18 protein-coding genes are annotated in these 21,779 nt (G+C 45.4%); 14 read left to right on the forward strand and 4 right to left on the reverse strand.

Features of this window, described 5'->3' with window-relative positions:
• Positions 1-19 precede the first annotated feature (19 nt).
• The 4 genes from TCA2_RS21655 to TCA2_RS26385 are packed head-to-tail and all read left to right on the forward strand — an operon-like array spanning position 20 to position 5,160.
• Positions 20-1,144: a GerAB/ArcD/ProY family transporter gene (locus TCA2_RS21655; RefSeq protein WP_047913689.1), complete on the forward strand. Its 1,125-nt coding sequence runs from the start codon at positions 20-22 to the stop codon at positions 1,142-1,144.
• Complete coding sequence (locus TCA2_RS21660) at positions 1,128-2,318, forward strand: Ger(x)C family spore germination protein (RefSeq protein WP_047913690.1); 1,191 nt, start codon at positions 1,128-1,130, stop codon at positions 2,316-2,318. Before TCA2_RS21655 ends, TCA2_RS21660 begins: the two co-directional genes overlap by 17 nt.
• Positions 2,319-2,336: 18 nt before the next feature.
• Entirely contained in the window at positions 2,337-3,926 is a 1,590-nt protein-coding gene (locus TCA2_RS21665; RefSeq protein ID WP_238546478.1) for a spore germination protein, read from the forward strand.
• Positions 3,927-3,945: 19 nt separating this feature from the next.
• A complete protein-coding gene (locus TCA2_RS26385; RefSeq protein ID WP_052512258.1) occupies positions 3,946-5,160 on the forward strand; it encodes a Ger(x)C family spore germination protein in 1,215 nt (404 codons plus the stop codon).
• A 20-nt stretch (positions 5,161-5,180) separates the two neighbouring features.
• On the opposite strand, the gene TCA2_RS21675 is transcribed toward TCA2_RS26385, so the two are convergent.
• Positions 5,181-6,281 carry an endospore germination permease gene (locus tag TCA2_RS21675; protein WP_047913691.1) on the reverse strand — a complete coding sequence of 367 codons (1,101 nt, stop codon included), beginning with the start codon at positions 6,279-6,281 and terminating at the stop codon, positions 5,181-5,183.
• A 132-nt stretch (positions 6,282-6,413) separates the two neighbouring features.
• A complete protein-coding gene (locus TCA2_RS21680) occupies positions 6,414-7,805 on the reverse strand; it encodes a phosphodiester glycosidase family protein (RefSeq protein ID WP_052512259.1) in 1,392 nt (463 codons plus the stop codon).
• Positions 7,806-7,984: 179 nt separating this feature from the next.
• On the opposite strand from TCA2_RS21680, the gene TCA2_RS21685 reads away from it, so the two are divergent.
• Together TCA2_RS21685 and TCA2_RS21690 are read left to right on the forward strand one after the other, a co-directional pair.
• Positions 7,985-8,704 carry a DsbA family oxidoreductase gene (locus TCA2_RS21685; protein ID WP_047913692.1) on the forward strand — a complete coding sequence of 240 codons (720 nt, stop codon included), beginning with the start codon at positions 7,985-7,987 and terminating at the stop codon, positions 8,702-8,704.
• Positions 8,705-8,926: 222 nt separating this feature from the next.
• Positions 8,927-9,109 (forward strand): GapA-binding peptide SR1P, encoded by a 183-nt coding sequence (locus tag TCA2_RS21690; RefSeq protein WP_047913693.1) that lies wholly within the window; start codon positions 8,927-8,929, stop codon positions 9,107-9,109.
• A gap of 92 nt (positions 9,110-9,201) precedes the next feature.
• Here the strand turns inward: TCA2_RS21690 and TCA2_RS21695 are convergent, their stop codons facing one another.
• Complete coding sequence (locus TCA2_RS21695; protein ID WP_047913694.1) at positions 9,202-10,368, reverse strand: cation:proton antiporter; 1,167 nt, start codon at positions 10,366-10,368, stop codon at positions 9,202-9,204.
• Between the two features lie 428 nt (positions 10,369-10,796).
• On the opposite strand from TCA2_RS21695, the gene TCA2_RS21700 reads away from it, so the two are divergent.
• From TCA2_RS21700 to TCA2_RS21710, 3 genes are all read left to right on the forward strand, one after another.
• A complete protein-coding gene (locus tag TCA2_RS21700; protein WP_047913695.1) occupies positions 10,797-11,360 on the forward strand; it encodes a DUF420 domain-containing protein in 564 nt (187 codons plus the stop codon).
• 129 nt (positions 11,361-11,489) lie between these two features.
• Positions 11,490-12,398 (forward strand): aldo/keto reductase, encoded by a 909-nt coding sequence (locus tag TCA2_RS21705; protein WP_047913696.1) that lies wholly within the window; start codon positions 11,490-11,492, stop codon positions 12,396-12,398.
• Between the two features lie 51 nt (positions 12,399-12,449).
• Positions 12,450-12,776, forward strand: coding sequence for a thioredoxin family protein (locus TCA2_RS21710; RefSeq protein ID WP_047913697.1), 327 nt, complete (start codon positions 12,450-12,452; stop codon positions 12,774-12,776).
• A 68-nt stretch (positions 12,777-12,844) separates the two neighbouring features.
• Here the strand turns inward: TCA2_RS21710 and TCA2_RS21715 are convergent, their stop codons facing one another.
• Positions 12,845-13,618 (reverse strand): undecaprenyl-diphosphate phosphatase, encoded by a 774-nt coding sequence (locus TCA2_RS21715; protein ID WP_047913772.1) that lies wholly within the window; start codon positions 13,616-13,618, stop codon positions 12,845-12,847.
• A gap of 297 nt (positions 13,619-13,915) precedes the next feature.
• Between TCA2_RS21715 and TCA2_RS21720 the strand changes: the two genes are divergently transcribed.
• From TCA2_RS21720 to TCA2_RS21740, 5 genes are all read left to right on the forward strand, one after another.
• The gene (locus TCA2_RS21720) at positions 13,916-15,652 is read left to right on the forward strand and encodes a sensor histidine kinase (RefSeq protein ID WP_047913773.1); all 1,737 of its coding nucleotides are present in this window, start codon (positions 13,916-13,918) and stop codon (positions 15,650-15,652) included.
• A complete protein-coding gene (locus TCA2_RS21725; RefSeq protein ID WP_047913698.1) occupies positions 15,645-17,183 on the forward strand; it encodes a response regulator transcription factor in 1,539 nt (512 codons plus the stop codon). The genes TCA2_RS21720 and TCA2_RS21725 overlap by 8 nt, the downstream gene beginning before the upstream one ends.
• 209 nt (positions 17,184-17,392) lie before the next feature.
• On the forward strand, positions 17,393-18,376 hold the full coding sequence (locus tag TCA2_RS21730) for a sugar ABC transporter permease (protein WP_047913699.1): 984 nt from the start codon (positions 17,393-17,395) through the stop codon (positions 18,374-18,376).
• A gap of 16 nt (positions 18,377-18,392) precedes the next feature.
• The gene (locus TCA2_RS21735) at positions 18,393-19,301 is read left to right on the forward strand and encodes a carbohydrate ABC transporter permease (RefSeq protein ID WP_047913700.1); all 909 of its coding nucleotides are present in this window, start codon (positions 18,393-18,395) and stop codon (positions 19,299-19,301) included.
• A gap of 247 nt (positions 19,302-19,548) precedes the next feature.
• Entirely contained in the window at positions 19,549-21,252 is a 1,704-nt protein-coding gene (locus TCA2_RS21740; RefSeq protein ID WP_047913701.1) for an ABC transporter substrate-binding protein, read from the forward strand.
• Positions 21,253-21,779 lie beyond the last annotated feature (527 nt).

A 21,779-nucleotide genomic window follows, 5' to 3' on the forward strand; every position in this document is an offset into this window, starting at 1 on the left:
AAAAGAGTGATGGCCTACAATGAGCAGCAATCTGAAAAAGGCAGAAGATCAAATAACAACGACCCAGGCATCGGTTTTTGTAATCAACTACATGCTTGGGGCCGGCATCCTGACGATGCCAAGGACGATGGCCAAGGCGGTCGGAACACCGGATGTCTGGATTTCAGTTCTCTTGTCAAGCGTAATCACCTTTGCTGCAGGCATCATTATAGCGCGTTTATGCATGAGATTTCCCGGGAAGACCGTGTTTCAGTTCACGCGCGAGATTACGGGGAAATGGATTGCCTATATCATCTGTTTTTGCATTATCAGCTACTTTGTCACCATTTCCGCCTTTGAAATCCGGGTGATGGCGGAAGTTACCCGGCTGTATCTGCTGGAAGCAACCCCGGTATGGTCCTATGTCATGATTTTTATGTGGGTGGGCTTTTATTTGGTAATCGGCGGAATTAATCCGATTGCGCGGCTGTATCAGATTATCCTGCCGATTACACTGGTCATTTTTGTCGTTATCATCCTGCTCAGTGTCCACTTGTTCGATATCAACAACCTAAGACCTGTACTTGGAATGGGAATCATGCCGGTCATAAAGGGGATCAAGCCCTCATTGTTTTCATTTACCGGATTTGAAGCCATGTTAGTCGTCGCGGCCTATATGAAGCATCCAAATAAGGGAGTAAAAGCAGTCGTTTACGGCATATCAGTACCGCTGGTCGTATACTTGATTACCGTCATTATGGTCATTGGCGGCTTGTCGCTGGATGGCACTTTAACCAAAACCTGGCCCACGCTTGATCTGCTGCGCAGTTTTGAAACCGAAGGTCTTATCTTTGAGAGGTTCGAATCTCTACTGCTCGTTATTTGGATCATGCAGATTTTCTCAACGTTTACCATTACACATTATGCTGCCTCCCTTGGTGGTGCCCAGCTGTTTAAAGGACGTAAAATTACACCTTTTCTACTGCTGCTCTTGCCCGTCAACTATGTCATCGCGATGCTGCCGAAGGACATTAATGAAACGTTCATCCTTGGTGATATTCTGGGCAATTTCTCACTGGTGCTGTTCTGCGGACTTCCACTAGTTCTTCTCATCATTAGTCTCATACGTAAGAAAGGAGGGAAGCAAAGTGAACAACCTGCGTAAAGCGCTCAAGCTGATGGCCATATTTATCCTGACCGTCTGCTTGTCGGGCTGCTGGAGCAGCCGGGAGATTGAGGATTTGAGAGTATACGTTGGCGTCGGACTGGATGTGGCGGATGAAACAAAATTTGAAGAAGAGGTCAATAAGCGCGGAGGACATTATCCTAAGAAGAATGTGATAACAGCTACGGTACAAATTGTGCCGGGAACGAAATCGCAGACATCTCAGGGACAGAGCGGCCAGGCAGGTGAATCATACCTTAACGAAAGACTCACCGGCGATTCCCTTCTGCAAATATTTAGGCAATTCTCGCTGAGAAGAGATCGCCCTCTGATCGGCCATCATTTGAAAGTAATCGTCATCTCTAGTGAATTGGCTGCGAAATATAGCTTGGAGCAGCTGCTTGATTTTATATTACGTGATAATGATATCCGGCCCAGTACCCTAGTTCTGATCAGCCAGCAAAAAGCGATTGATGTGCTGAGTGCCAGTCAGCCAGGTGAAGTTCCGGCCTTTAATCTGAGAGGGCTTGTCCGTAATCGGCAGCGTACGAACCGGATTCTGCCTGCCGTTTCACTTGGGAAGCTGGAAGGATTAATGCAGTCCAGACAAAGCTTTGTATTGCAGAATGTCATCATGGCAGAGAATGAATTGAAATTTGTCGGCGGTGCGCTTTTTGAAGGAGATACGAATAAATATATTGGCAGGCTGAATCAAGTGGATATTGAAGCGATTTCCTGGATAGAGGGGAGTCCGGGCGGGGTGCTCAAGACTTATTCGGATAAGGGCGATACGATCGTATATGAGATTGCTTCAATTAGCAGCAAAATTACTCCTAAGCTGGAAGGAGACGAGCTCTCTATTCATCTTGATGTGAGATCAAAGGGAAGATTGATTGAGGATTGGAGCTATCCCGAAGAGCCCACTGATTCAGAATATATTGTAGAGCAGGAAAAGAAATTCAATGAAACTGTAAAAAATGAAATCAAAGTACTGCTGGACAAGCTGCAGCATACATATCATGCCGATGTAGTCGGTTTTGGTAAGGAAGTCCGTATTAAATACCCGGGATATTACAACAAGGTAAAGGAACGATGGGATGAAGTCTTTAGCGAAATTCCTGTCACTTACGATGTGGATTTGGAGATTGTGGATTATGGATCAACATTGGAATAACCAGAAGGAGTGGAGAGGATGAATCTGCTGCAGAAGCTGGCAAGAAGGATCATCTTAGGGAAGGGTTCCGAACAACCAACAGGTGCTTCAGGAATTACAAATGAGAATAGACCCTCTGAACCCCATCACAGTCTGGAGAGGAATCTATCAATGAACGAACAACAGCTTCGCCAGTCCTTCTCCCAATGCTCGGATGTGGTGTTTCGGAAGATTCCTCTTCCAAATTCGCAGGAGATCCTGATTGTATTTATTGATGGGCTGGTTGATACGAAGATGATTGATGAGAGCATTCTGGATCCGATCATCCTCGGCAGCTCGAAGGAAGGAGATGCGGCATCGGACCCGGAACAGCTGATCCTCACCCAGCGAATTCCTTCGGCAAACATGAAGAAGGTAGTCAGCTTCACGGAAGTAGAGAAGGGCCTGCTAAGCGGGAATGCGGCTATTTTGATGGACAAGATGCCTTCTGCGCTCATGATCGATATGAAGGGAGGATCCGGTCGAAGTATCGAGGAGCCTACCTCGGAAGGGAGTATTCGGGGACCAAGGGAAGGGTTTACGGAAACGCTGAGACAGAACACAGCCATGGTACGGCGCAAGATAAAGAGCCCCAAGCTCAAAATGGAGTCCATGGTCATAGGCGAATATACGCAGACGGACATCGTGATCTCCTATATCGAAGGCATTGCAAAGGAAACCGTGCTGCAGGAAGTCAGAAGCAGGCTAAAGGATATCCAGATCGACGCCATTCTTGAATCAGGCTATATTGAAGAGTTTATTCAGGATGCGCCATACTCCCCTTTCTCTACCGTTCAGAATACAGAAAGACCGGACACCGTGGCGGCAAGTCTGCTCGAAGGAAGAGTGGCTATTTTTACAGACGGCACCCCGTTTGTACTGATCGTTCCATTTACCTTTTGGGCCGGCGTGCAGGCAGCAGAGGATTTCTACAATCCTTATCTGTACGCCACAGCTACCCGGATTATCCGTATTCTTTTCTTGCTGGCTTCTTTGTTTCTCCCTTCGGTATTTATAGCCATTGTCAATTTCCATCCGCAGATGCTTCCGACAAGCCTTGCACTCAGCTTCACCCAGGCGAGAGAGGCTTCTCCATTTCCCATGGTGATTGAGGCCTTCATTATGGAAGGTGTATTTGAGGGGCTTCGGGAAGCGGGTATACGGCTGCCGAAGGCGATTGGTTCGGCGGTCAGTATTGTGGGTGCACTCGTTATCGGTCAAGCTGCCGTTCAGGCAGGCATCATATCAGCGCCAATTGTCATCGTCGTGGCGGGTACCGGCATCGCCTCCTTTACCGCACCGCGCTACAATGTTGGATATGCGTTTCGGATGCTGCGCTTTCCACTTCTTCTCTGTGCAGGGGTGTTCGGATTGTACGGCATCACCATCGGTACGCTGGCGATGCTGCTTCACATGGTCAGTCTCCGCTCCTTTGGTGTTCCGTATATGAGTCCGTTGGCACCGGTTGCTTCGGTGAATATGCAGGATATGATCTGGCGTAATCCACACTGGGCGATGAATAAGAGACCGAATCTTATCGGCTCCCGGAACCCGATACGTACTCCAAAGGGCCAAAAGCCCAAACCGTAAGTCAGGAGGCGATTTGGATATGAGAAAAGCATACAGATGGCCGGCGGTAATCGCCATGCTTCTACTAATGACTGGCTGCTGGGACAGCAAGGAGCTGAATAATCAGGCTTTTGCTCTGGGTGGAGGCATAGACTATGTTCCGGACCAGGGGTATAGGGTAACTAATCAGTTCGCGCTGATCTCAGGCGGAGGTGCGGAAGGGGGGGACAAGCAGCAGGATTATACAGAAGTAGGGGAACCGAAAAGCACGATTTATGAGGCTTCCAGCTATGTCCAGAATAAAGTATCCCGCATTATTAACAGAGGACATCGAAGGACACTGGTAATGGGTGAAGAGCTAGCCAAGATCGGTTTGAAGGATGTTATAGATATTTATAGCCGCTATCCGGAAACACCGCTCAGATCAGACATATTCGTTGTAAAGGGAGGGCTTGCGTCTGATTTTCTGAAGAGCAAAACTCCGTATGGAAATCAGGCTGTCAGAGAGTATTACAAGCTGCATCAGTCCCATCGCGAAGTGGCGGATATTACCTTTCTTAATTTGCTTCGCTCTGTTAACTCGGACTCTATGGGAGGTGCCGTTCTCCCTGCTGTAGAAAAAGTACCAGAAGCCGAGGGGAAAAAGGAAAAAACGGTCATGCCTTACCGCTACATCGGAAATGCGGTGCTCGACAACAATTTGAAACTGCGCGGGTATTTGGATAACCAAGAAGTCGGGTATTTAATGTGGTTTCTCATGAGAGAACGAAGCGTTTCGGTTACCGATCTGACCAGTGACATCGGCGGGGAGGGAGCGATAAGTGCAGAGATTAAGAGCTTGAAGAGCAGATATCGTCCGACATTTGAAGGCGACAATGTAGCGATGCATTTCAAGCTGAGTGGGGATGCTCATATAAATGAAAATAATTCTGGACTCGATCTGTATAATGCAGAGGTCATCCGGAGGATGGAATGGGAAATAGGTCAAGAGATTGTCAAGGATGAACAGGAGCTGATTCGCAAAATACAGAAGGAGCTCAGAACAGATGTTTTAAATGTTGGTGATTACTTATTCCGCAACCATCCCGAAGAGTGGCGTAAGCTGCAGCCACGCTGGGAAGAGCTGTTCCCTGATATGAAAATTACAGTGGAAGCGCACGTTACCATTAAGAGCTTTGGCGTTACCGGTGCTTCCCCACAGCTCAAGGAAGAGGAAGTGGAGCAGAAGGGAACAGGCAGCGAGAATGCTTCATAAAATAAACGAGAAATCGGCCCTTAGCGGGCCGATTTTAATTTATGCCGGATCAGGCTGATGATGAAGAGCAGGAGTGGAAGTCCAATATATAGAGGGATCCAGACATAAGGCGTAACGACCTGGAAGCTGATAATGCTGAGATGTTCTGTCACATTGTTGTCCAGTGTCATGCCAAGAATCATGATCAGTAGAACGGCTGGAAGCATAAGACGGCGCCCTTTCTTGAGACGCAGCAACATTTGAATGCCTGTCAGCGCAGCATACATTTTAATAACGAGTTTGAAATATGCTGTGCTGATCATGGTTACGACCGCAAAGGGATTCAGATTTGTAATAAAGCCCTGAATGTTGACCATGCCTGACAGGGAGTAAAATGGGTAGACGAGACGCTGAAACAATACATCGCCAAACACCGTAATCGAGAAGATATCCAGCAGCAGGATGAGCAGGAAGACAAATGCCGTTGAGATCAGAGTGGCCTTCCATACCTTGCTTTTCTTATCTACCATCACCCATATCATGGCAAGGGCAATGCTTTCTCCATAGGTTTGTGTAATTCCCTGAAGGATTGTCGTCTTAATGACAGGGTCCCATCCCTTCCATAAGAGCGGCTTCAGCATTTCCCAATTAACAATATCAGAGAACAGAAGGAAGATCAGCTCAAGGAAAAACAGCCCCAGCAGGATGGGAAGCAGAATCTGTCCGAGCCGGGATATGTTCTCTATGCCAAGTATGAGCCCATATAAAGCGAGTGCGCCGAACACAATAATAAGGACAAGCGGTGGAGTGTTGGGAAGAATGGTGGTCGGCACCAGATCCCTCAGATCACCAATAATACGGGCAGCATCCAGAAGAAATACACAAGGATACAGCATGGCGATCGGAAAGCCGATCCATTTGCCGAATTGGCGGGGGAACCATTCCACCAGTGTCAGCCCCGGGTTAAGCTGCATAATCCCCAGATACATGGCAACCAGCATGATTCCGATAATGAAAGACAATAGGGTAACCATCCAGGCATCTCTTCCCACGGTCGCTTCAAAGGCATAAATTATGGTCGTGCCAAACTGAAATAGAAATGTAATGGAGAACAGCTGGTATGCTGAGATTTTAGTATTCATGTAGTAGGCTCCAGATTCAAATATATATTTCTATTATGTACATTAGAAGTGGGCTGTAATCTTGTTCTATGAAAAAGAACCCCTCGCCAAAATGGCAAGGGGTTGCTAAACACTTGATTCGCTTATTTCATGCTACCACTTTAAAGAGCTTCCGAACACGAGACCATTGCTGATCAGTCTGCCTGGTGAAGTGACAGTATTACCATTCGCAACCATGCCCGAGGAAGCACCGCCATCCATATTCATCGCCTGATAAGCTCCCAGCTTCAGCATGATATTGCCCCACTGTTTGATCGTAGCCCCAGGGACGGTTGCCAGTACAATCGTTCCGTCCTTCTTGATGGCAATCCCGCTTCTCGCACCGCCATCCGTTAGAATTTTGGAGCTGCTGAACCCTTCGGCTGCCGGATTTACGGCAAGCTTGCCGTCTTTTACTAGTCTCGGACCTGCACCAATAGCCGTATGGACATTAGACCAGTTGATATCTTTATTATCCTCATTATAGTAGCTGATGCTGTAGTCTACATAGCTTCCTTTTTTGAATCGTGCAGCAAGCATGTCCTCCTCCTTGCCTGTAAATACAAGCACATATCCGTCGCTTGGAATGGCTGCATTTGTATTTGGCGCGACTTTGTTAACGATTCCTTTGCGAACCGTAATCGCTGTCCCGTAGGAGAAGCCTACATTTGCCCCACGTTTCGGTGTATACATAACGGCAGATGTTTTCCCTTTGGTCGGTGTGCGATTAACGAAGTAGACATACCAGCTCTGTGCTCTATCATCTGCAGCCTTGACGGTACCGCGTACGCGAACGCGAAGTGTATCCATAATCGCAGATCCATCCCACTTGAAACCGATGGTTGTGCCTGTATTGCCTATATGCTCAATAATCCCATCGCTGATGATCATGCCATAAGGATCGGGAATACCACCGTAAGCTTCAAAATAGGTTCCATTTATAGCAGCAGATGCGTTATATGCTCCGGCAATGGAAGACAGCGATTTGACCGCGCCTACTCTATGATTGGCAAGACCGGCAGTGACTGGTGTTCCTTTTGGCAAGGTGACGGTCTTCACGCTGAAGGTTCTGCCTGACACACTGACTTTTTTCGTCGCATAGACGGCCTTGGCTTTAGAAGCTCCTTTTGTGACGGTCACAGGCAGCTTGAGCTGACCTTTGTAGCCTGGAGTGACGACCTGGATTAGAATGTTCGTAGAACCCTGCTTTACAGGGATAACAACACCTTCCTGATTGACACGGGCGATGGCTTTGTTGCCTGAAGCATATACGACCTGCACTTTTTCCGACATTTTAAGCTTGTTTTGAATCGACTCACGCTTATCCAAGGATAAAGTAATGGATTTGGTTGGATAAGTTAGGGTCACAGCTGTTGTCTGACTGCTTGCTGCTTGTGCTATTCCCGAATAAGAGATGCCTGAGGAGACAGGGACTGCCAGAGCTAATGCAGCCGTAAGCAGAAGAGCAGCTGATTTTTTGGCATAGGTTTTGGTAAAACTTTTCATGATGCAGATATTTCCCCCTTATGTATGAAAAATAAGTATGCTACTAGGTTGTTATCGGTAGAGAACTCCAAAAAACTTACATATTCTTCAAAATGGTAGAAGAGTTGTGCATAGCTCCATCTGTATGCTATGATTTGGTTACCAATAGTAAGTAACAGAATATTAGGAGGTTTAACAGCATGAAAGTAGAAATTTGGTCGGACTTTATGTGTCCTTTTTGTTATATAGGTAAACGTCGATTTGAGGAAGCGCTTGAGTCTCTTCCGTTTCGTGAATCCGTAGAAGTGGTGTACCGCAGCTTCGAATTGAATCCGAATGAAGCAGTGGATACTAATCAGACAACGTATGAATCGCTCGCAAGCAAATATGGAACAACAGTTGAGCAAGCCAAAGCGATGACAGCGAATGTGGTAGAGCAGGCACAAAGTGTAGGGTTGAATTATAATTTTGATCGAATTAAACCGACGAATTCATTTGATGCCCATCGTCTGGCTCATTATGCAGCGAGCAAGGGCAAAGACAAGGAAATGGTGGAGCGGCTCCTAGCTGCTTATTTTGTAGAAGCACAGCATGTCGGCAGTAAGGAAGTGCTGGTGAAGCTGGCTGTAGAGCTCGGACTGGATGGCGAGGAAGTCAGAGCTGTGCTTGAAGGAGATCAATACAGTGAGGAAGTCCGCAGTGACGAGAGACAAGGGGCGCAGCTTGGCATTCAAGGGGTTCCATTCTTCGTTATTGACCGCAAGTATGGCATCTCCGGGGCACAGCCGCTCTCTGTGTTTAGTCAGGCACTCACTCAGGCTTGGTCCGAAGGCCAGCCGCTGCAGGTGATCGGGAATACCGAGGATGCTGCTGTATGCACCGATGATTCCTGTGTGATTCCTGGAGATGAGAACAAATAACAACATATCAATAATTCAGCGATTCGGGCTCTTTCTAGAGCTCGGATCGTTTTTTATTAGGTAGATTAAAATGAAATCCGAAATTTACAGGCATAAATCCTGATAACGCTTACTATATATAATGGTGTAAGAGGTTATGCTACACTCCAGTAGCTGTCAGGAACACTTGTTACTCGGAGGAACCGCATCAATCCTCACCTTACAATCAAGGAGGTACTTGTAGTGGAGAACAATAAGGGCTCAATTCCGCTGGGTGTTATTTTATGCCGGGACTGCCACAATGAGCTTGGCGTACAGGAAACAAATCGTGTACAGGTTTTTTATTCAAACTGCGGATCAGTCCACTGTAAGGAGAAGCGATTGAATTCGGAATATGAGCAGTATCTTGACGGTGATAATCCATAACTCATCATTCTTAGTGATCTCACTATAAAATACGCGGGCAATAAAAAGAGCAGAGGGCGGCATTGAATGCGCACCCTCTGCGTTTTTTATTACTAGATGGAAGAGGCTTCTTTTTTGCTGGCTCGTTTCTCTGAGAACATGATTTTAAGCAGCGGTGGTGTTACCAGGGTTGTTACAATCACCATGATAATGACCGAGGTGTAATACTCGGTAGCAAGCAGTCCCGAGCTGAGACCTGTTCCTGCGATGATGAGAGCAACTTCTCCCCTGGAGATCATGCCTGTTCCTACAGCAAAGGAAGAATGTCGGTTGAACCCGGTCAGACCAGCACCCAGCGCGCCGCCTAGCAGCTTGGTTATAATCGCAATCACACTGATGACGATAATAAATCCAATCTGAGATCCGACTCCTTCAAAGTTGACATTAAGCCCGATATTTACAAAAAACACAGGGACGAACAAGCTGTAGGCGATGGGCTCCAGTTTGTTCTCTACCGTATGCTTGTAGTCGGTTTGCGAGATGGCGATACCTGCAGCGAAGGCTCCAATAATCCCCGCAACGCCCATCCACTCAGCGAAATAGGAGAAGGCAAGTGCGATAATGACACCGGCAGAGATGACCGTTTCAGCCACCTTCAGCTTCGACAGCCATTTCATAAGAAGTGGAACAGCCCAGATGGATGCTGCAATAATAACGACAAAGAACAGAACCTTCTTGCCGATCAGTGTCCCGATGCTGACAGATTCTCCAGCTCCGAGTACACTCATCATGACAGCTAAGAGGACAACGACGAGAATATCGTCGACAACGGCAGCACCAAGAATCGTCGTGCCTTCCCTGGAATTAAGCTTGTTCATCTCCTTAAGCGTTTGTACAGAAATGCTGACGGAGGTTGCACAGAAGAGCAATCCGAAGAACAACGCATGATGCTGATCCATGCCGAAGGCGACAGCTGATCCATAGCCGCCAAAGAAGGGGATGATAACCCCGCCAACCGCAACGGCAAACGCCGCCTTCCAGTTTTTTCGCAGCTGATCCAGATCGGTTTCCAGACCTGCGATGAACATGAGGATGAGTACTCCAATCTCCGCAAATTCTTGTATGAATGAAGTCTGATGCACCCATCCAAGTACTGCGGGTCCGAGGATAACCCCGGCGATCAATTCCCCCAGTACAGATGGCTGTCCCAGCTTCACGGACAGATGCCCTGCCAGTTTGGTGAAGATAAGAATGAGTACAAGATGCAGAATAAACTCCATAGTGATCTCCTTTCTAAGTTCAATTGTAGAGTCTGCGAGCGAATCACAACGAAGTTATCATAAAGATATATTGTCCGGACAGCACGGGTTGTAATCCAATCCAGGACAAGAAAAAAGACATATCTGGCGTAAGGAGCCGTTGATATGCCTCAAAAAAGACAGAGAGATACCTGGTGTGCCAGACTCCCCCTATAAATAAAACTACGTATGTGATTGTGAGCAATAACTCAGCTTATTATACTGCTTGCAATCGAGATTGAAAAGACATGTTTTTTCGGAAGGACGATTATATAGTATAAATCTATGCTATGAAACAGAAGCTAGAACCCGTATAGAGTGATTGTTCGAAGTGTTGTCACTTAACACCTAGAGTATGGCAGTATATAATTATAAATAGCATTTACTCACAGAGGAGGATACGCGTAAGTATGGGCAAAAATCTCGGGGAAGGCGGATACGTCCCGACGAGCAAAAAGAATTTCGCGGGAATTATTTTAACCGTTTCCCTTATCGCAAATATTATTATTTTGGTACTATTCTTCGGTCCCGTCGGCTACAGTGGTGAAATCAGCTTTGATTATACGATTCTTCCAAGAATCAATGCGGTCCTGAACAGCTTTACTTTTATTTTTCTGGTCGCAGCCCTGATTGCCATCATGAAGAAGAATATTACAATTCACAAGGGCTTTATTCTTGCTGCATTTACTTCCACACTATTGTTTTTGATAACCTATTTAACGTTTCACTATATATCGCCTGAGTCTGCCAAGTTCGGGGGAGAAGGGATCATTCGCCCTATATACTTTACGATTCTGATCACCCACAGCTTCCTGGCGGCTGTAATCGTCCCTCTAGCCTTGTTCTCCCTGGTATGGGGCTGGACGATGCAGGTGGAGAAGCATAAGAAGATTGCACGCTGGACGATGCCGATCTGGCTCTATGTAAGTATTACTGGGGTTATCGTTTATCTGTTTATGGCACCTTACTATTAATAAAGAATATGAAGAGGCCGGAATTTCCTTCTGTCTGGAAGGAGATTCCGGTCCATTTTTTGTTTAATGTTAAGGACATGCTACAATAGAATCTCATTGATATTTCGTCATAGAGGAGGGAAATGCACCGTGAAGAAGAACAGACTCGGTTCATCAGATCTTTTTGTAAGTGAGATTGGACTAGGCTGCATGTCGCTCGGGACAGATGAGAATCAAGCGGTATCGCTTATTCATGAAGCACTCGATCGCGGCGTTAATTTTCTGGATACAGCGGATATTTATGATGATGGACGAAATGAAGAAATCGTAGGCAGTGCACTGAAAGGCCGCAGACAGGATATTATTCTGGCTACCAAGGCAGGGAACGTTCGTGTCCCCGGACAGTCCGGTTTAACCTGGGATCCAAGTAAACATCATATCCTGTCCGCGGTCAAAGAGAGCCTGCGAAGATTGAAGACGGATTATATAGATTTGTACCAGCTGCACGGAGGTACGATAGAAGATAACATGGAAGAGACGATTGAAGCGTTTGAACAACTGAAGCGGGAAGGTGTGATCCGTTATTACGGAATATCCTCAATTCGGCCTAATGTAATCAGGGAGTATGTTCAGCGTGCTCAGATTGTCAGTGTCATGAGCCAATACAGCCTGCTCGATCGCCGTGGTGAGGAGGAGGTGTATCCCCTGCTTGCTGAATATGGAATCAACGTAATTGCGAGAGGACCGGTTGCGAGTGGTGCGCTTGCCGATGGCAGAGATGACAAAGCAGCAAAGGGCTTTTTGAATTATTCAGGGGATCAGATTACTGATATTCGTCATCAGCTTCGTCCTCTAGTGAATGAGCAAAGAAGTATGTCCCAAACGGCTATTCGTTATGCACTTCATCATCCAGCGGTAGCGACTGTCATTCCTGGTGCAAGCTCGCGGACGCAGCTGCTTGAGAATATTGGTGCCGCAGAGGCCCCTCTGCTCACAGAGGAGGAATACGAACTGCTTCGAGAAATGACCAGTGCTAACCTATATACGCAGCACCGTTAAGGGTCAGCTGATATATTATATAACGAGAACCATAAGAGAGGAATTTGCAAAATGGAGAGAATACAAACAGAAGAACAATACAGAGAGCTTATTCAAGGAGATAAGCTGACCGTCATCAAATTTGATACGACATGGTGCCCGGATTGTAAAAATATGGACCGGTTTATTGGCGATGTCATCGACCAGCATCAAGATAAAGAGTTCTACGCTATAGATGCAGAGAAGCTTATGCCGGTGGCCGACGAGAACCAGGTCCGGGGTATTCCAAGCCTGCTCGTATTCAAGAACGGAGAGAAGATTGCTCATCTGCATAGTAAATGGGCAAAGACTCCTGCTCAGGTGTCGGAATATCTTGAAACACTAGAATCCAAGCAGTAAAATAGTCGATTTCGTACCCGATGAAGAGCCCTCCCTGCTGTGTGATCGAACAGCAGGGAGGGCTTTTTTTACAGAACGAAAACAAAGATGACCAGAGCAAGTCCGAAGCGATAATAGGCAAAGGTCGACAGCTTGAGTCTTTTTAATAAATGAAGAAAGGTTCTTATAGCGAGCATGCCCACAGCGAAAGAGGTAATCAGTCCGGCTGCAAAATAAGGGATATCGCTGACAGACAAGTAGGATGCGCTCTTCATGAGATCTAATAGAGTTGCAGCAAACATGATCGGTACGGAGACGAGAAAGGTGAACTCTGCAGCTGCTGTATGGCTGACTCTGGCTAACAGCCCGCCGGATATCGTTGAACCGGATCTCGAGAAACCGGGCCATAATGCGAGGATCTGAAATAATCCGATCGTGAATGCCTGCTTATAAGTAATATCGTCAATCGTAACCGCTGTGGGCTTCTTGTGCCATTTCTCAGCAGCGATCATCAGCAGGCCCCCGGCAACCAGGCTGTAAACGACCGTTTCGGGTCCGAACAAGTACGCTTTGATGACATCGCGCAGCAGCACGGCGGCAACTCCAGCAGGCACCATCGCGAGGAAAATATGGAGCAGGTTCAACCGCGGAACCGTGCGGTCTAACGGTTTGATTTTGAATAAACCAATAAAAGTATGCCAATATAATACGACAACGGCAAGCACTGCACCAAGCTGGACAACAACCTCGAAGGTTTTTACACTTTCCTCATCGGTAGATAAGCCAAGCAAGTGAGCAGTCAGGATCATATGTCCGGTTGAAGACACAGGTAAGAATTCAGTCAGGCCTTCAATAATCCCCATAATAATGGAAGATAAAATATCCACGGCATGTCCTCCTTAAGTCACTTGGGATGTGTGAATACGGGCTCAGAGCAGGAATTGATCTTTATATACTACTCGTCTCACCGGGAAGACAGAACCAGTAGTAATTGTTGTTTTATGTCGAAACTAGTCACTTTGCACGTCGTCATTTTGTGATATGATAGGTGAAGCAATCTCTCTTTTGTGTAAGCGCTTAGAATAGATATAGGGGTGAATCCTTTGCTGTCATGGCTTGTACGGCTTAACAATAATACGAAGCTGAAGCACAAGCTTCTGATGAGTTACGTTCTTGTCGTCATGATTCCTGTGCTGATTATCGGCATAGGGGTGACTTATTATTTTCGACAGCAGGCGATGGATCAGGCAATAGAGCAAGCTCGAAACAACGTAGACCGGATTAAGAATCAGGCCTCCACATTTCTCAGGGTGCCGACAGATATATCTAATCTCCTGCTGTTCAACAAGGAGCTGGAGACCGTTGTGAATACGGAATACTCGAGCATTCTTGAGCTGACGAAGACTTACCATGCCTTTGATCTGTTCAATGAGTATCTTCAGCAGTACCGAGAGCTGTCTGCGATTCGATTCTTCACTTATAATCCGACCCTCGTGAACAATCTGGAGTTTATCCCGGTGACGGATCAAATTGAGGATACCCAGTGGTTTAATCAAGCCGTTCATGCCAGAAGTATCGGCTGGTTCTATGTACCTTCGACTCCGGATAATCCGGCGGATGCCCTGGCGCTGGTCAGAAGGGTGCATTTTCCTGAATATCAAAGTCAGGGTGTGCTGATGGTACTGATTAATCGTTATGAGATCAACAACATATTAAGTCAGGAACCCTTTGACACGATGATTGTTGACAGTCAGGGATATATTGTTGCAGCCAAAGATATAAGCTTGGTCGGACAAACCTTCGACAGTTTGGATATCGAAGTGGATCTTAACAGTCAAAAGACGGGAATTATTGATACAGATGTCAAGAATGAGCCCTCCAAAATTATTGTTGATGAGCTGCTGCCGGCATCGAGCATGAATGGATTTCAAATTGTATCGGTCTTCTCCAACAACTGCATTGTTAATGATGCGAATAAGATCAGCTTGATCGGCATGCTCTTTATCGGTTTGGTGCTGCTGGTAGCACTGGTATTTGTCTACGTTATTTCGTTCTTAACGACAAAGCGTATGCTTGGATTAAGCCGCCAGATCAACCGGGTCGCCCTCGGGAATTTGAAAGTCGTATCCAATATTGATGGGAACGATGAGATAGGTCAGCTGTCACGTCAATTTAATTCCATGGTGTCGAGCATTAATCAATTGATGACTCAAGTCGTGGAGACCAGCGAGCAGAACAACCGGCTCGAGATCGCCCAGAAGGAAATCAAGCTCAAAATGATGGCAAGCCAGATCAATCCGCATTTTCTCTTTAATGCGCTGGAGTCCATTCGGATGAAAGCCCATATTAAAGGTGAGGTCGAAATCGCGAATATCGTTCGGCTGCTTGGGAAGCTGATGCGCAAGAACTTGGAGATCGGCAGTGGACATACAACGGTCAAGGCCGAGATGGAGATTGTCCAATCTTATCTGCAGATTCAGAAATTCCGTTATGAAGATCGCCTGAATTTCGAATTGCGGCTGGACAAGTCTGCTGATAAAATATACATCCCTCCGCTGATCATCCAGCCTCTCGTTGAGAATGCGATTGTACACGGGCTTGAGAATCAGGAAGAGGGCGTTAAGGTTGAGGTCGAGATTCAGAATATGGACGAGAAGCTGCTTAAGATATGCGTAAAAGATAATGGCGTCGGCATAACCGAGGAACGGCTAGCGGAAGTGCTAGCTTCCATTGCCGGTCCGGATGAGGAAGAAAAGAGCCGGATTGGCCTAAGAAATGTTCATCAGCGATTGACATTGTCTTATGGCGAAGAGCACGGATTAAATATTCATAGTGAATATGGTGTAGGTACAGAAATTTATTTTACTGTTCCCAAAGGAGGCAGCCTGAATGTATAGCGTAATACTTGTAGATGACGAACCGATGATCAGAGAAGGACTGAAGACGATCATTGATTGGGAAGCACAGGGTTATGAAGTCATTGATACGGCTTCTAACGGACGAGAAGCTGTGGAGAAATATCATGAGCTACAGCCGGATCTGATGATACTTGATATTCGAATGCCTGGAATGACAGGTCTTGAAGTGATAGAACTGCTGTTTAAGGAAGGGAAAAAAGGACATTTTCTCATCTTAAGCGGTCATGCGGATTTTGATTATGCCAAGAAGGCAATCAGCTTTGGTGTAGATGGCTATTTGCTTAAGCCAGTCGACGAAGAAGAAATGATGGAAGAACTGGAACGAATCAAGAAAATGCTGGACAAAGAGGAGAAGATCAAGCAGCGGAGCTCAAACGAAGAGCTGTTTTACAGAGAGCATCTCATCGAGTCCATTATCTTTGACGGACAGGTCTGGGAGGATGAGCAGCTGAAGGAATGGGGGCTATATTCTCCAAGCTATCAAGTACTTCTCCTCGAGCTATATGACGATTCCACTTTATTCCTAACCGAAGTGAAACGGGAAGTGGCAGAGATGCTGAATGCTTCACAGCGCGGAGTCGTATTTAATGCAGGAAAATATGTCGGGATATTGCTCCGGGAGCCGGTGTTGTCCAAAGAGGATGCCCGTCGTTTATATGAAGGGATCGTAACGGTACTCAAACGCTACGCTGCCATGATATATATTGCTGCAGGCCGTCCTGTCGAGCGTTCCCGGGAGCTTGAACATTCTTACCGTGAGGCATTAATTACTATAGAGCGGCGATTCTTCGCAAAGGATAGAAGTATATTGCTCGCCTCCGATGTGCATGAGCCGGATGATAAAGCTGAACAAGCAGTTACGATGAATGAACATGAATTGGCTGATAAGCTGTATTATGCACTGGACATTAGAAGTAAGGACCTACTTACGCGGGTATTGTCTGAGATAGAAGAGATCGTAACTAGGAACCGTTTCAGCGAAGGGGACATCAAAAAAGTAACGGCACAAATAGCTGCTTTGGCTCTAAATAAGTTGTCCTTGAATCATGAAGAAGCCAAAAGCATCGCGACGGAGCATACAGCCATGCTGGCGGCGTTATATCGGCTGCCAACGTTATACGATCTATTAGAGACTTTGAATATTCAATTTGTAAAAGTCATTTCCCAGCTGGGCGGCAACAGCAAGGATACCGTAATTAAGCAAATGATCGATTTTATTAAACGGAATCCTGGCAATCACCTCAAGCTCGAAGTGCTTGCCGAAGTCTTCAATTACAATAGCAGCTATCTAGGCAAGCTGTTCAAGAATTACACGGGGGAATCATTTAACGTATTTGTCGACAAAGTTCGCATGGAGCGGGCGAAGGAGCTGCTGTCAGAGGGTCTTAAGGTCCATCAAGTGTCTGCTACCATTGGATATGCGAACGTAGATTATTTTCATAGCAAATTTAAAAAGTATGTTGGTGTATCACCGTCTACTTACCGGGAGCAATCCAGGGATCAAAGCTAGACGGCTCTTTTCATGAAAACAGAAAACGTTTTTGCACAAAATACGGTAGTTCAAACAGCTCATTTGAATACCCTCATTTTTAGACATTTTATATGACCATTCGACGACACATCTCTAATTTTTATATGAAATTATATTAAATCCATTGGGTATTTCTCTTCAAAATGTTGGAGTATCATTAAGTTATCAAACAGAGGAGGGGTCATTTCATGGAAACGCTAACACAGCCCACTTCCACGGATTCCAAGGAGACACCCGCTACGAAAGCGAAGCGGAAAGGGCCTAATAACTTTTGGAAAACCGTGAAAGACCAAAAGTATTTGCTGCTGATGTCTATGCCTTTCGTTGCATGGGTGTTCGTATTCAACTACCTGCCGCTATGGGGATGGACCATGGCATTTCAAGACTTTAAGCCAGCAAGAGGCTTTTTTGAACAGGATTGGGTAGGCTTCAAACATTTCGTCGAGTTGTTCACTGACGATCGATTCTACCTTGTACTCAGAAATACATTGGCCATGAGTTTGATGGGACTAGTTGTCGGTTTCGTATTCCCGATCTTCTTCGCTATCCTACTCAATGAGCTGCGCGGCAAATTTTTCAAGAGAACCGTGCAAACGGTATCATACTTGCCTCACTTTGTATCCTGGGTTGTTGTAGCCGGGATTGTAACGAAAATGCTGTCCACAGACGGCGGTATTATCAATGATATCTTGGTCGCACTAAATATTGTTGATGAGCCGATTCAGTTTATGGCGCAAGGTAACCTATTTTGGTACATTGTAACCGCTTCCGACTTGTGGAAGGAAATGGGATGGAACGCGATCATTTATCTGGCAGCGATTACAGGTATCGATCAGGAGCTGTATGAAGCTTCCCGGGTCGATGGTGCAAGCCGCTGGAGACAAATGTGGCATATCACATTGCCGGGTATCCGTTCTACAATTTCTGTATTGTTCATCATGCAGATCGGTCACTTGATCAGTATTGGATACGAGAAACAATTCTTGCTAGGAAACAGCTTGGTAACGGACTACTCGGAAGTACTCGATCTCTATGCTCTGAATTACGGTTTGCAGATGGGCAGGTACTCATACGGTACGGCAATAGGTATATTCAACTCTGTGGTCAGCGTAATCCTGTTGTTCACTGCAAACGGTCTCTTCAAGAAATTCACTAAAGAGAGCATCATGTAGAAAGGGGGAAGGAAGTGTGTCTAAAGCTAACAAAGCATTTAACGCCACAACTTCTGAGAAGATTTTTGACGTAGCCAACTATGTTGTTATGGGTCTGATTCTTATAGTGACGCTGTATCCGTTCTTAAACGTACTGGCGATCTCACTCAATGAATCATCTGATACGGTTCGCGGCGGAATCTACTTGTGGCCACGTGAATTTACATTGGAGAATTACAAGACGATATTCCAATATGATGGTCTGATCCAAGGTGCTCAGGTATCCCTGGCAAGAACAATTGTCGGAACCGTGCTTGGGCTCGTGAGCTCATCCATGGTAGCGTACACACTCGCTCGCCCTGACTTTAGAGCGAAAAAATTCGTGTCTACGTTCCTGGCACTTACAATGTATTTCTCTGGTGGTTTGATTCCAGGATACATTTTGATGAGAGACCTTAACCTGATCGGTACGTTCTGGATTTACATTTTCCCAGCTCTGATCAGTGCATTTAATGTATTCGTTATTCGTTCCTTTATTGATGGTCTTCCATATGCGCTTCAAGAATCGGCCAAGCTCGATGGAGCCAATGACTTCAAAATCTATTACAAAATTATTCTTCCGCTCTGTAAGCCGGTACTTGCAACGATCGCATTGTTCCTGGCTGTTGGACAGTGGAACTCCTGGTTCGATACTTACTTGTACAATGGTTCGAAGCCGGAGCTCACGACGCTTCAATACGAGCTGATGAAGGTCCTTCAAAGTACGCAGCAAGGCAGCGGGGCAACAGTTAACGCGAATGACATGGCGCAGCAGATGGCCAATATTTCGCCGGAATCCATCCGGATGGCGATCACTATTGTCGTAACTGTTCCGATCCTCGTGGTCTATCCGTTCCTTCAAAAGTACTTCGTTGGCGGTATGACACTGGGTGCTGTTAAAGCTTAATACCATTCAATGTGGATAGATTGAAGTAAAGAAAAGAACAATATGAACTCTATGATCATCGGGATCTTAGCATTCAGTTCGTAAGTGATACCATTCGTGAATCAATTTCATAATTACCTTGAGTCGCTATGAAATTGATTCCGTTTTATCAAAAATTAGAGAAAATAGAGATAGAGATAGAGACAAATAAAACTTGTTGGATTGGATCAAAAAGATATTGCGTAATTCATTGGGGAGGAACTTTGATATGCCTAGCAAAACAACGAAATTTGCAATTGTACCTTTACTTGGAATGTCTCTTCTGGCGGCAGGATGCGGCGGCGGAAGCAACGGCAGTGGTGAATATGAGGATACAAGTAATGATACTTCACCAATTACATTTGATTTCTTTAGTGCAGATGCTTCACCAAACTGGAATCAAATGCAAGATGCGGTGGGTAAGAAAATTACAGAAGCTACAGGGGTAACGCTGAATGGTGAGTTTGCTGTAACCGGTGGAGGACAAGACCGGGTTGCACTTATGGCAGCAAGCGGTGAGTATCCAGACATCATTTCTGCCAAGGGTGAAGTCAATAAGCTTGTTGATGCAGGTGCCTTGATCGACCTGACAGATCTTATTGAGGAATATGCGCCTAACATTAAGGCATTGTATGGAGAGTACTGGGATCGTTTGAAGTATAGCACTGAAGATGAGTCCATTTATGTACTCCCAACCTATGCAGGTGTAGGACAACAGTATTTCGATGCAACAGGTGGATTCAAGCTGCAGCACCGTGTACTTGAAGAGCTGGGATACCCTGAAATCCGTACAACAGAAGATTTCGAGAAAGCTTTGAAGGACTACATGAAGCTTCATCCGACAACAGATGGACAACCTACGATTCCATTGACATTGGATGCAGACGACTGGAGAATTCAAATTACAGTAACAAACCCGGCTTTCTGGGCAACAGGCGCTCATGACGACGGTGAATATTTCATCAATCCAGACACTTTTGAAGCGATGCTGCACGTTAAACGTCCTGAGGAAAAAGAATACTTCCGTTGGCTGAACAAGCTGTATAACGAAGGTTTGATTGATAAAGAAAGCTTTGTACAAAAATCAGATCAATACAAATCCAAAATTGCAAGTGGCCGTGTGCTTGGTCTGATTGACCAAGAGTGGGGTTATGCGGATGCAGAGAACTCTCTCAAAACACAAGGCAAATACGATCAAACATATGCGACTTTCCCTGTAACCATGTCTGAGGACATCTTGGATCATACGTTCCAGGATACAGGATTCCAATCTGGATGGGGAGTAGGTATTTCTACAACGAACCCAGATCCAGTACGTACAATTAAATTCTTCGACTATCTGGCTTCTGAAGAAGGTCAAATTCTTATTAATTGGGGTATCGAAGGCGAGCACTACAACGTAGATGAGAATGGACAACGTGTTATTCCTGAAGAAGTGCTGAGTGAGAAGAACAACAATGCTGGACCATTTACGAAAGAAACGGGGATTAGCTTGTACGGAAATATTGCACCGCACTATGGTGACGGCGTGAAGGATTCTACAGATAACTATTATACAGCTAACTATCCAGAGCAAATCGTCGCTTCCTACTCTGAAGCAGACAAGAAAACGCTCGAGCAATACGGAGCTGAGACTTACAAAGATCTGTTCCCTAAAGAGGATGAGTTCCCTGTAAAACCATGGGGTGCTGCTTATAATATGGCCGTACCATCCGGATCCAGCTACAGCGTAGCGTTCCAGAAATCTCAGGATATTATTAGAAAACGTATCCCAGAAGCGATCTTGACTACACCAGACAAGTTTGATGCTGTGTACGAAACCATGCTGACTGAGCTGGACAAAGCTGGTGTAACTGAAATGGAAGCGGAGTATACTGAGCTGATTAAGCAAAGAGTAGAGCTGTGGAACGGAAGTAACGCAGCAGCAGAATAATCTGCTTAAATAGATGCACAGTTGTTAAGGATAAAGAGACTTTTATAGACCTATAAAAGTCTCTTTATCCTATTTTTATAAAAAATTTACATTATAGCCGATATTCTAATTTTATTTACATATAAAGTAATCGAATATTAATAAAATGAAGGAAGTATTAGCCGAAAACGTTTCATAAGCTGTGCCACTATAGAATAATGGTAGCTTATCGGCACATTTGGGTAGGATGCGTAGTTGAATTGACTAAAGAATGACGTTAAAATTCAAGTTTTTGATATGGATCCACTGAACAAAATTACATACAAATACCGTTCGAAAAAAGTTATTATTAATAGAAAAAAATAGATTGACTTATTGAAGGGAATTTCATACAATGAATATATTGAAAGCACTTACATTACCTAGTTTCGAAAACGTTCTCCTCAACTTAGACCAAACTCAATTATTAAACTTTTTTCCTCACTAGCTACACAATTATTAGCTTCTCAATCCTTTTTCGGTTTTACTTAAGCGCTTTATTTGTAATA

Origin of the sequence: Paenibacillus sp. TCA20, assembly GCF_000732325.1 — a bacterium.
In the GTDB taxonomy this organism is placed as follows: domain Bacteria; phylum Bacillota; class Bacilli; order Paenibacillales; family Paenibacillaceae; genus Paenibacillus; species Paenibacillus urinalis.

Excerpts from the sequence above, each read along its gene's own strand:
- TCA2_RS21655 (WP_047913689.1), top strand. The coding sequence starts at position 20 with ATGAGCAGCAATCTGAAAAAGGCAGAAGATCAAATAACAACGACCCAG.
- TCA2_RS21665 (WP_238546478.1), top strand. The coding sequence starts at position 2,337 with ATGAATCTGCTGCAGAAGCTGGCAAGAAGGATCATCTTAGGGAAGGGT.
- TCA2_RS26385 (WP_052512258.1), top strand. The coding sequence starts at position 3,946 with ATGAGAAAAGCATACAGATGGCCGGCGGTAATCGCCATGCTTCTACTA.
- TCA2_RS21675 (WP_047913691.1), bottom strand. The coding sequence starts at position 6,281 with ATGAATACTAAAATCTCAGCATACCAGCTGTTCTCCATTACATTTCTA.
- TCA2_RS21680 (WP_052512259.1), bottom strand. The coding sequence starts at position 7,805 with ATGAAAAGTTTTACCAAAACCTATGCCAAAAAATCAGCTGCTCTTCTG.
- TCA2_RS21685 (WP_047913692.1), top strand. The coding sequence starts at position 7,985 with ATGAAAGTAGAAATTTGGTCGGACTTTATGTGTCCTTTTTGTTATATA.
- TCA2_RS21695 (WP_047913694.1), bottom strand. The coding sequence starts at position 10,368 with ATGGAGTTTATTCTGCATCTTGTACTCATTCTTATCTTCACCAAACTG.
- TCA2_RS21700 (WP_047913695.1), top strand. The coding sequence starts at position 10,797 with ATGGGCAAAAATCTCGGGGAAGGCGGATACGTCCCGACGAGCAAAAAG.
- TCA2_RS21710 (WP_047913697.1), top strand. The coding sequence starts at position 12,450 with ATGGAGAGAATACAAACAGAAGAACAATACAGAGAGCTTATTCAAGGA.
- TCA2_RS21715 (WP_047913772.1), bottom strand. The coding sequence starts at position 13,618 with ATGGGGATTATTGAAGGCCTGACTGAATTCTTACCTGTGTCTTCAACC.
- TCA2_RS21720 (WP_047913773.1), top strand. The coding sequence starts at position 13,916 with ATGAGTTACGTTCTTGTCGTCATGATTCCTGTGCTGATTATCGGCATA.
- TCA2_RS21725 (WP_047913698.1), top strand. The coding sequence starts at position 15,645 with ATGTATAGCGTAATACTTGTAGATGACGAACCGATGATCAGAGAAGGA.
- TCA2_RS21730 (WP_047913699.1), top strand. The coding sequence starts at position 17,393 with ATGGAAACGCTAACACAGCCCACTTCCACGGATTCCAAGGAGACACCC.
- TCA2_RS21740 (WP_047913701.1), top strand. The coding sequence starts at position 19,549 with ATGCCTAGCAAAACAACGAAATTTGCAATTGTACCTTTACTTGGAATG.